The organism is Streptomyces sp. NPDC058683 (assembly GCF_042716195.1).
Lineage (GTDB): Bacteria > Actinomycetota > Actinomycetes > Streptomycetales > Streptomycetaceae > Streptomyces.
The window spans coordinates 21,391-30,427 of record NZ_JBHXSK010000088.1 but is presented as its reverse complement, the minus strand read 5'-3'; the positions used below and the strand labels follow the sequence as shown (position 1 = coordinate 30,427).

At 71.7% G+C, this 9,037-nt stretch carries 7 protein-coding genes; all 7 read left to right on the top strand.

Going from position 1 to position 9,037, the window contains the following annotated elements; genetic code table 11:
- Positions 1-45: 45 nt before the first annotated feature.
- The 7 genes from ACFWXC_RS50525 to ACFWXC_RS50495 all read left to right on the top strand — a co-directional run bounded on the left by ACFWXC_RS50525 (position 46) and on the right by ACFWXC_RS50495 (position 8,993).
- Complete coding sequence (locus tag ACFWXC_RS50525) at positions 46-2,661, top strand: CocE/NonD family hydrolase (protein ID WP_384490658.1); 2,616 nt, start codon at positions 46-48, stop codon at positions 2,659-2,661.
- A complete protein-coding gene (locus ACFWXC_RS50520; protein ID WP_384490652.1) occupies positions 2,658-3,512 on the top strand; it encodes an ABC transporter permease in 855 nt (284 codons plus the stop codon). The genes ACFWXC_RS50525 and ACFWXC_RS50520 overlap by 4 nt, the downstream gene beginning before the upstream one ends.
- 165 nt (positions 3,513-3,677) lie before the next feature.
- The gene (locus ACFWXC_RS50515; protein WP_384490650.1) at positions 3,678-5,183 is read left to right on the top strand and encodes a von Willebrand factor type A domain-containing protein; all 1,506 of its coding nucleotides are present in this window, start codon (positions 3,678-3,680) and stop codon (positions 5,181-5,183) included.
- A 211-nt stretch (positions 5,184-5,394) separates the two neighbouring features.
- Positions 5,395-6,582 (top strand): CE1758 family FMN-dependent luciferase-like monooxygenase, encoded by a 1,188-nt coding sequence (locus ACFWXC_RS50510; RefSeq protein WP_384490648.1) that lies wholly within the window; start codon positions 5,395-5,397, stop codon positions 6,580-6,582.
- Entirely contained in the window at positions 6,582-7,073 is a 492-nt protein-coding gene (locus ACFWXC_RS50505; protein WP_384490646.1) for a MarR family winged helix-turn-helix transcriptional regulator, read from the top strand. Before ACFWXC_RS50510 ends, ACFWXC_RS50505 begins: the two co-directional genes overlap by 1 nt.
- Positions 7,070-7,801, top strand: a complete 732-nt coding sequence (locus ACFWXC_RS50500; protein WP_384490644.1) for a CE1759 family FMN reductase — start codon at positions 7,070-7,072, stop codon at positions 7,799-7,801. The genes ACFWXC_RS50505 and ACFWXC_RS50500 overlap by 4 nt, the downstream gene beginning before the upstream one ends.
- Complete coding sequence (locus ACFWXC_RS50495) at positions 7,791-8,993, top strand: NAD(P)-binding domain-containing protein (protein WP_384490642.1); 1,203 nt, start codon at positions 7,791-7,793, stop codon at positions 8,991-8,993. Before ACFWXC_RS50500 ends, ACFWXC_RS50495 begins: the two co-directional genes overlap by 11 nt.
- Positions 8,994-9,037 lie beyond the last annotated feature (44 nt).

The window sequence follows — 9,037 nt, the reverse complement described above, 5'->3', positions numbered from 1 at the left end:
ACGTTTGTGGTCTTTTATCTTCGCCCCCCGGGCCTCCGCGCCGGGGTGCGGCGGCGGGGGCGATTCCGGCCCCCCGGGCCCGCCGTCGTGGTGCTCGTGGGCGCCGGCACCTGGACGGCCGTCGCGTCCGACGCCCCGTCCCCGGTGCACCGGTCCGACAAGGTCATGGCCGTCGACGGGGTACAGCTGGACACCTCGTTCTTCACCACCCCCGGCACCGGCCGACGCCCCGCGGTCCTCCTGGCCCACGGCTTCGGCGGCTCCAAGGCCGACATGCGCCAGGAGGCCGAGGACCTCGCCCGCCAGGGCTACGCGGTCCTCACCTGGTCCGCCCGCGGCTTCGGCAGGTCGACCGGCAGGATCGGCCTCAACGACCCGAAGGGCGAGGTCGCCGACGTCTCCCGGCTCATCGACTGGCTGGCGAAGCAGCCCCAGGTCCGGCTCGACAAGCCCGGCGACCCCCGCGTCGGCATGGCTGGCGGCTCCTACGGCGGCGCCATCTCCCTCCTGACCGCCGGCTACGACCAGCGCGTGGACGCGATCGCCCCGTCGATCACGTACTGGAACCTCGCGGACGCCCTGTTCCCGAACGGCGTGTTCAAGAAGCTGTGGGCCGGGATCTTCTTCAACACCGGCGGCGGCTGCGCCAGGTTCGAGCCGGCCCTGTGCGCGATGTACGACCGGGTCGCCGAGTCGGGCCAGCCGGACGCGGCCGCGGTCAAGCTCCTGGCGGAGCGCTCGCCGTCGGCCGTCGGCACCCGCATCAAGGTGCCCACCCTCCTCTTCCAGGGCCAGACCGACTCCCTCTTCACACTCGCCCAGTCCGACGCCGCCGCGAAGGCGATCCGGGCCAACGGCGCCCCCGTCGACGTCGACTGGATCGCCGGCGGCCACGACGGCGGCGACCTGGAGACCAGCCGTGTCGAGGGCCGGGTCACCTCCTGGTTCGACCGCTATCTGAAGGGCGACAAGGCCACCGACACCGGCCCGGCCTTCCGGATCACCCGCACCGGAGGCGTCGACTCCACCGACGGCGCCGCCCAGCTGCGGGGCGCGACCTCGGACAGCTACCCCGGCCTGGAGAGCGACCGGAAGTCCATCGCCCTGACGGGCGGCACACAGCGCGTCGAGAACCCGGCGGGCGCCACCCCGCCCGCCGTCTCCGCGCTGCCCGGCCTCGGCGCCGGCGGCGGCCTGTCCCAGCTCTCCTCCCTCGGCGTCGGCGTCTCCCTGGACTTCCCGGGCCAGTACGCCCGCTTCGACTCGGCGCCCGTCGCCGACAACGTGCAGATCACCGGCTCACCCACGGCCACCGTCCACGTCACCTCGACGAGCGACGACGCCGTGCTCTTCGGCAAGGTGTACGACGTCGGCCCGGACGGCACCCAGCAGGTGCTGCCCGCCCAGCTGGTCACCCCGATCCGTGTCGAGGGAACGAGGTCCGGCAAGGACGTCACGATCACCCTCCCGGCGATCGACCACGAGGTGCAGAAGGGCCACCGGCTGCGCCTGGTCCTCGCCTCCACCGACCTCGGCTACGCCTCCCCGACCGCCCCGGCGACGTACACGGTCTCCCTCAAGGGCGCCCTCGGCGTGCCGACGGCACCCCAGGTGGACACGGCCGCCGCGACGCTGCCCGCCTGGGTGTGGTGGCTGCCGCCGGCCGGAGCGCTCGTCGCCCTGGCCCTGCTGGTCACCGGCCGCCGCCGCACCGCCACCCCGGCACCGGACCCCGAGCTCGCCGAAGTCCCGCTCCAGATCACGGACCTGAGCAAGCGCTACGCGGGCTCCACGGACCGGTACGCGGTCCGGGAGCTGTCCTTCCGCGTCGAGAAGGGCCAGGTCCTCGGCCTGCTCGGCCCGAACGGCGCGGGCAAGACCACCACACTCCGCATGCTGATGGGCCTGATCAAGCCGGACGGCGGCGAGATCCGGGTCTTCGGCCACGCCATCCGCCCGGGCGCCCCCGTGCTCTCCCGGGTCGGCGCCTTCGTGGAGGGCGCCGGCTTCCTGCCGCACCTCTCCGGCCGGGAGAACCTGGAGCTGTACTGGCAGGCCACCGGCCGCCCGGCGGCCGACTCCCACATCGAGGAGGCCCTGGAGATCGCGGGCCTCGGCGACGCGCTGGCCCGCGCGGTCCGCACCTACTCGCAGGGCATGCGCCAGCGTCTGGCCATCGCCCAGGCCATGCTCGGCCTGCCGGACCTGCTCATCCTCGACGAACCGACCAACGGCCTGGACCCGCCGCAGATCCGCGAGATGCGCGAGGTGATGATCCGGTACGCGGCCGCCGGCCGCACGGTGATCGTCTCCAGCCATCTCCTCGCCGAGGTCGAGCAGTCCTGCACCCACCTCGTGGTGATGGACCGCGGCCGGCTGATACAGGCGGGCCCGGTCGCGGAGATCGTCGGCTCCGGCGACACCCTGCTCGTCGGCACCGGCGTGCCCGTCGAGGAGCCGGTCGTGGAGAAGGTGGCCGCGCTGTCCGGGGTCGCCTCGGTGACCCGCACGGACGACGGACTGCTGGTCCGCATGGAGCCCGGCGGCAGCGCACCGCGGCTGGTCGCCGAACTCGTCCGGCTCGATGTGTCCGTGGCGTCGGTCGGCCCCCACCGCCGTCTCGAAGACGCCTTCCTGACCCTGATCGGAGGTTCCGCATGAGCACGCTCACCGAGGTCGCCTCCGGCTATCAGGCGGGCCGCACCCTGCCGCTGCGCGTCGAGCTGGTCCGCCAGCTGAAGCGCCGCCGCACCCTGGTGATGGGCGGGATCCTGGCCGCACTGCCGTTCGTCCTGCTGATCGCGTTCGCCATCGGCGGCCAGCCGGGCGAGCGGAACGGCCAGGTCACCCTGCTGGACACGGCCACCGCGTCCGGCGCCAACTTCGCCGCGGTCAACCTGTTCGTGTCGGCCGGGTTCCTGCTGGTCATCCCGGTCGCCCTGTTCTGCGGGGACACGGTGGCCTCGGAGGCCAGCTGGTCCTCCCTGCGCTATCTGCTCGCCGCACCCGTGCCCCGGGCCCGCCTGCTGTGGTCCAAGCTGGTCGTCGCCCTCGGCCTCAGCCTGGCCGCGATGGTCCTGCTGCCGCTGGTCGCCCTGGCCGTCGGCACCGCCGCCTACGGCTGGGGACCGCTCCAGATCCCGACCGGCGGCGCACTCGACACCGGCACGGCGGCCCAGCGCCTCGCGGTCGTGGTGGCGTACGTCTTCCTGTCCCAACTGGTCACCGCGGCGCTGGCGTTCTGGCTCTCCACCAAGACGGACGCGCCCCTCGGCGCGGTCGGCGGCGCGGTCGGCCTGACCATCGTCGGCAACGTTCTCGACCAGGTGACGGCTCTCGGCGACTGGCGTGACTTCCTGCCCGCCCACTGGCAGTACGCCTGGGCGGACGCCGTACAGCCGCATCTCGAGTGGTCCGGCATGATCCAGGGAACGGCGATTTCCATAACGTACGCCCTGGTGCTGTTCGCCCTGGCCTTCCGGGGTTTCGCCCGCAAGGACGTGGTCTCCTAAGTCACCGGACGATCTCCTTCCGGCATCGACACCCCTGGTCCGTGCCCGGTTCGAGATCCATCCGCAACGCTTCAGGGCGCACGTTCCACCCCCTCGCGCCGTCAGAGTCGGCACAGAGCCAGAGAGGCAGAAGGCCGACTCCGACAGGCACAGGGGGCACACCAGATGGAGCGCTACCGGATACGACGTACCCGAGGGGCACTGCTCGCCCTCACCACCGCGGGCGCCCTGCTGCTGACGGCCTGCGGCGCGGGCGGCAGCGGCCACTCGTCCACCGACTCGAAACAGGGCAACGGCCTTCCGGCCCCGGCTCCCAGCCGGCCGCAGCAGGAGGACTCCGCGACCGCCCCGTCCTCCGACTACCTCTCCACCTTCGCCCTGGACGTCGACACCGCGTCCTACGGCTACGCCCGCCGCACCCTCGCCGAGGGCGAGCGGCCCGCACCCTCGACCGTCCGCGCCGAGGAGTTCGTCAACAGCTTCCGGCAGGACTACCCCACCCCCGACCACAACGGCTTCACGGTCACGGTGGACGGCGCCCGCACCACCGACCCGAACTGGTCCCTGGTCCGGGTGGGCCTCGCCACTCGCCCCTCGGACGTCACCGCCGAACGCCCGCCCGCGGCCCTCACCTTCGTCATCGACGTCTCCGGCTCCATGGACGAGCCGGGCCGGCTGGACCTCGCCAAGAAGTCCCTGGACACGATGACCGACCGGCTGCGCGACGACGACTCGGTCGCGATCGTCGCCTTCAGCGAACACGCCGAGACGGTCCTGCCGATGACGCGCCTCGCCGGTCACCGCGGCGAGATCCACGACGCCGTCGACGGCCTCGCCGCCCTCTACTCCACCAACCTCGGCGAGGGCGTGGAGGCCGGCTACGCCACCGCCGTCGAAGGCCTGCGCAAGGACGCCACCAACCGTGTCGTCCTGATCTCCGACGCCCTCGCCAACGACGGCGAGACCGACCCCGACGCCATCCTGGAGCGCATCGACAGCGACCGCCGCGAGTACGGCATCACGCTGTTCGGCGTGGGCGTCGGCAGCGACTACGGCGACGCCCTGATGGAACGCCTCGCCGACAAGGGCGACGGCCACACGACGTACGTCTCCGACACCGCCACCGCGACCCGGGTCTTCTGCGACCAACTCCCGCAGAACATCGACCTGGTGGCCCGCGACGCCAAGGCCCAGGTGGCCTTCGACCCGCACACGGTCGCCGACTTCCGGCTGATCGGCTACCAGGACCGCAAGGTCGCCGACGACGACTTCCGCGACGACCGGGTGGACGGGGGAGAGGTGGGCCCCGGCCACACGGTGACCGCCCTGTACGCGGTGCGCACCAGGCCCGGCACGGACGGCCACCTGGCGACGGCCACGGTCCGCTGGCTGGACCCCGAGACCCGCGCCCCGCACGAGAACACGGGCGCGATGGAGACCGGCGCCCTGCACGGCTCGGTCTGGACGGCGTCCCCGCGCTTCCAGGTGACGGCGGTGGCGGCCTACTTCGCGGACGAGCTGGGAGGAGGGGACTACCGCATCCCCGGCAGGCCGGGCCTCGACAGCCTCCACTCCCGAGCCACGACGCTGGCACGAACGACCGAGGACAAGACCGTCTCCGACCTGGCGACAGCCATCAGGGAGGCGAGCCGCTCCGACGCGGACGACTGACACGCCCCGCCAGGCCTGCTCGCAGGAAGGGCCTGCTCGCAGGAAGGGCCTGCTCGCCGGAAGGGTCCCAGAGCCGACGGCGCCCTTCCCGGCGAGCAGGGTTGCCGTATGGGCTGTGACCCGGATCACGGCGCCGTCGGGCGGGCCGGGAATACATGCGCCGTCATGTTGTTTGATTACTTGCCAAAACAAGTATCGGCAAGGAGGCGGCATGCAGTTCGGTGTGTTCGGTATCGGTGACATCTCGCCCGACCCGACGACGGGTCACACCCAGAGCGAGGCGGAGCGGATCAGCAACATGATCAAGGTCGCCCAGCGGGCCGACGAGGTCGGCCTCGACGTCTTCGCGCTGGGCGAGCACCACAACCCACCGTTCGTGCTGTCCTCGCCGCCGGCTCTGCTTGCTCACATCGCGGCGCTGACGGAGCGGATCGTCCTGAGCACATCCGTGACCCTGATCACGACCAACGACCCGGTGAAGATCGCCGAGGACTACGCGATGGTCCAGCACCTCGCCAAGGGGCGGCTGGACCTGATGCTCGGACGCGGGAACACCGTCCCGGTCTACCCGTGGTTCGGCAAGGACATCCGCCAGGGCGTCGCACTCTCCCTGGAGAACTACAACCTGCTCCACCGGTTGTGGCGCGAGGACGTGGTCGACTGGGAAGGACAGTTCCGCACCCCGCTGCAGGGCTTCACCTCCACCCCGCGCCCGCTGGACGACGTCCCGCCGTTCGTGTGGCACGGCTCGATCCGCACCCCTGAGACCGCGGAGCAGGCGGCGTACTACGGCAACGGGTTCTTCGCCAACCACATCCTGGCCCCGAACTTCCACTTCAAGCCGCTCGTCGACCTCTACCGGCGGCGGTTCGAGCACTACGGACACGGAACCGCCGACCAGGCCATCGTCGGGCTGGGCGGCCAGGCGTTCATCGCCAAGCGCTCCCAGGACGCCGTCAACGCCTACCGGCCCTACTTCGAGAGCTACCCGATGTTCCGCGGCTCGAAGCTGGAGGACTACATGGCCGGCACGCCGCTGACGGTGGGCAGCCCGCAGGAGGTCATCGAGAAGGTGCTCACCTTCCAGGAGGGTTTCGGCGACTACCAGCGCCAGCTCTTCAACGTCGACGCGCTCGGCCTCCCGCTCGGCATGGCGCTGGAACAGGTCGAGCTGCTGGGCACCGAGGTGGTCCCGGTACTGCGCCGGGAGATGGAGGCGCGCCGCAAGCCCGGCGTCCCGGACGCACCGACGCACGCTTCGCTGGTCGAGGCGAAGTACGGTGACGCCGCCCCGCGCCGGCTGCGACCGAACCCCAACCGGGGCGACAACCTCTCGGGTGCCTCGCCCTACCAGGACAGTGACCCGGACAAGGTGGCTCACCTCCCGGTCGGGCTGTGATGACGGAGGCCAGGGGCTCGGCCAGGCTGGCGAACGAGGCCTGGGAAGCGATGTACAGGGCGCAGGCGACACTTGCGCGCGAGTTCGAGTTCTCCGGCGACTGGGGCGAGTTCCTGCCCCGGGAGTACGGCGTGCTCTATGCCCTGGCCGGTGCCGAGGACGGTCTGCGGATCACCGATCTGATCGACGACGTCCTGTTGACCCAGGCAGGGGTCTCCCGGCTGGTGGCGCGGCTGGAGAAGCGCGGCCTTGTCGAGCGTCTCGCGGATCCCGACGACGGCCGTGCCTGCCGCATCGTCCTGACCGGTGAGGGACGCGATGTCCAGCGGCGCCTCGGTCGCGCACACGCGCGGCACGTCACGACGGCGATGACCCGCGCCCTCACCCGGTCACAACTGACCACGCTGCGCGACCTCGGGAAGGCGCTTGTCGCCGCGGCCCCGCCGGTGACCTCGCAGCACCCGAAGCCTGACCCGAGGAACATCGCATGAGCAACCCGCCCGTCGCCCCCCGACAGGTCCTCACCCTCACGGTCGTCCATGCCGGGGTGAGTGACCCCTCCTCGACCCGGCTGCTGGCCGACCGGATCGCCCAGAAGAGCATCGACGCCCTCCGCGACATCGGCATCGCCGCGACCGTGCGCTCGATCGAACTGGGACCGATCGCCGTCGAGATCGCACGGTCGATCGTCTCGGGGATGCCCGACCCGAAGGTGCAGGACGCCGTCGCACAGCTCGCCGAGTCGGACGCGGTCATCGCCGCCGCTCCGGTCTACAAGGCGGGGATCAGTGGCCTGTTCAAGTCGTTCGCCGACCTGATCGACAACGACCTGCTCATCGCCAAACCGGTCGTCCTCGCCGCCACCGGCGGCTCGGCCAGGCACAGCATGGTCGTCGACGACCACCTCCGACCGCTGTTCGCGTTCCTGCGGACGATCCCGATGCCGACCTCCCTCTACGCCGCACCGGAGGACTGGGGCTCGACCGACCTCGGCAAGCGCATCGCCCGCGCGGCCGGCGAACTCGCCGCCGTCCTGCGCAGCGGCGCCGGCCGGGACATCGCCGACGGCAACCGGGCGGGCTACCGGCACGCGTTCGGCTCCACCGCCACCCGCGCCGAACACAGCACCGAGGACGTCGACTTCGACACCGATCTCATGCGCCTGGCCACCGGCGGAACCGCACGCCCCCCGGCCGGTGACAGGGCCGATGGACGCTGACGTACTCACCCCGGCACGGGGATCAGCGGAGCCCGGGCGGGCCGGTGGGCACGCGACGGTGGTGGTCATAGGCGGCGGGCAGTCGGGGCTCTCGGCCGCCTACCACCTGAAGCGGCGCGGCTTCACCAGCGCCCTGACCGGCACGGACGGCCCTGACGGCGACCGGACCTTCGTGGTGCTCGATGCCGAACCGGCAGCCGGTGGGGCGTGGCGGCACCGGTGGGAGTCGCTGCGGATGGCGACCGTGAACGGCATCTTCGACCTGCCCGACTTCCCGCAACCGCCCGTCGACCCCGACGAGCCCAGCCGTACCGCGGTGCCGCGCTACTTCGCCGCCTTCGAGCAGAAGACCGATCTGCCGATCCTGCGGCCGGTGACCGTCACCGCCGTACGGCGGGTGGACGCCCGGCGTGACGGGGAGCTGGTGGTCGACTCCAGCGCAGGGCGATGGACCGCCCGGGCGGTCATCAACGCCACCGGCACCTGGACCAACCCCGTCCGTCCCCGCTACCCGGGGCAGGAGAGTTTCACCGGCATCCAGTTGCACACCCACGACTACGTCTCGGCCGACCGGCTCGCCGGGCTGCGGGTCGCCCTTGTCGGCGGCGGCATCTCGGCACTCCAGCAGCTGGAGGAGATCTCACGGGTGGCCACCACGTTCTGGTACACGCGCCGCGAACCCGTCTTCCGCGACGGTGAGTTCGAGGCCGAGGTCGCCGGCCGTGAGATCGTCGCCAAGGTCGCCGCCGACGTCGAAGCGGGCAGGCCCACCGGCAGCGTCGTCTCCTACACCGACCTGGCCTGGACTCCGTACGCGGTGGCGGCGAAGGAGCGCGGGGCGCTCCGGCGTCGTCCCATGTTCACCGCCCTCGAACCCGGCGGCGTCCGCGAGGCGGACGATTCCTTCACCCCGGTGGACGCGATCGTGTGGGCCACGGGCTTCAAGGCCGCCCTGGCGCACCTGGAGCCTCTGGGGCTGCGCAACGAGCTCGGTGGGATCACGATGCGCGGCACCCAGGTGGCCGGCGAACCACGCGTGCACCTGGTCGGCTTCGGACCGTCCCAGTCCACCGTCGGCTCCAACCGCTCCGGCCGTCAGGCGGTCAACAGCCTGTTGCGGCAGTGGAACGCCGCTTCGAACGGCCCGCCGAACGGCTCAGGTCTCGCTCCTGGCCTCGCGCGCGAAGCCTGAACCAGCACTGCCTCAGTCCGCCCGACCAACAGTCCAGCGAAAGA

What these genes read in the sequence shown, in the direction of transcription:
- ACFWXC_RS50520 (WP_384490652.1), top strand. Translation starts at nt 2,658, where the DNA reads ATGAGCACGCTCACCGAGGTCGCCTCCGGCTATCAGGCGGGCCGCACC.
- ACFWXC_RS50515 (WP_384490650.1), top strand. Translation starts at nt 3,678, where the DNA reads ATGGAGCGCTACCGGATACGACGTACCCGAGGGGCACTGCTCGCCCTC.
- ACFWXC_RS50510 (WP_384490648.1), top strand. Translation starts at nt 5,395, where the DNA reads ATGCAGTTCGGTGTGTTCGGTATCGGTGACATCTCGCCCGACCCGACG.
- ACFWXC_RS50505 (WP_384490646.1), top strand. Translation starts at nt 6,582, where the DNA reads ATGACGGAGGCCAGGGGCTCGGCCAGGCTGGCGAACGAGGCCTGGGAA.
- ACFWXC_RS50500 (WP_384490644.1), top strand. Translation starts at nt 7,070, where the DNA reads ATGAGCAACCCGCCCGTCGCCCCCCGACAGGTCCTCACCCTCACGGTC.
- ACFWXC_RS50495 (WP_384490642.1), top strand. Translation starts at nt 7,791, where the DNA reads ATGGACGCTGACGTACTCACCCCGGCACGGGGATCAGCGGAGCCCGGG.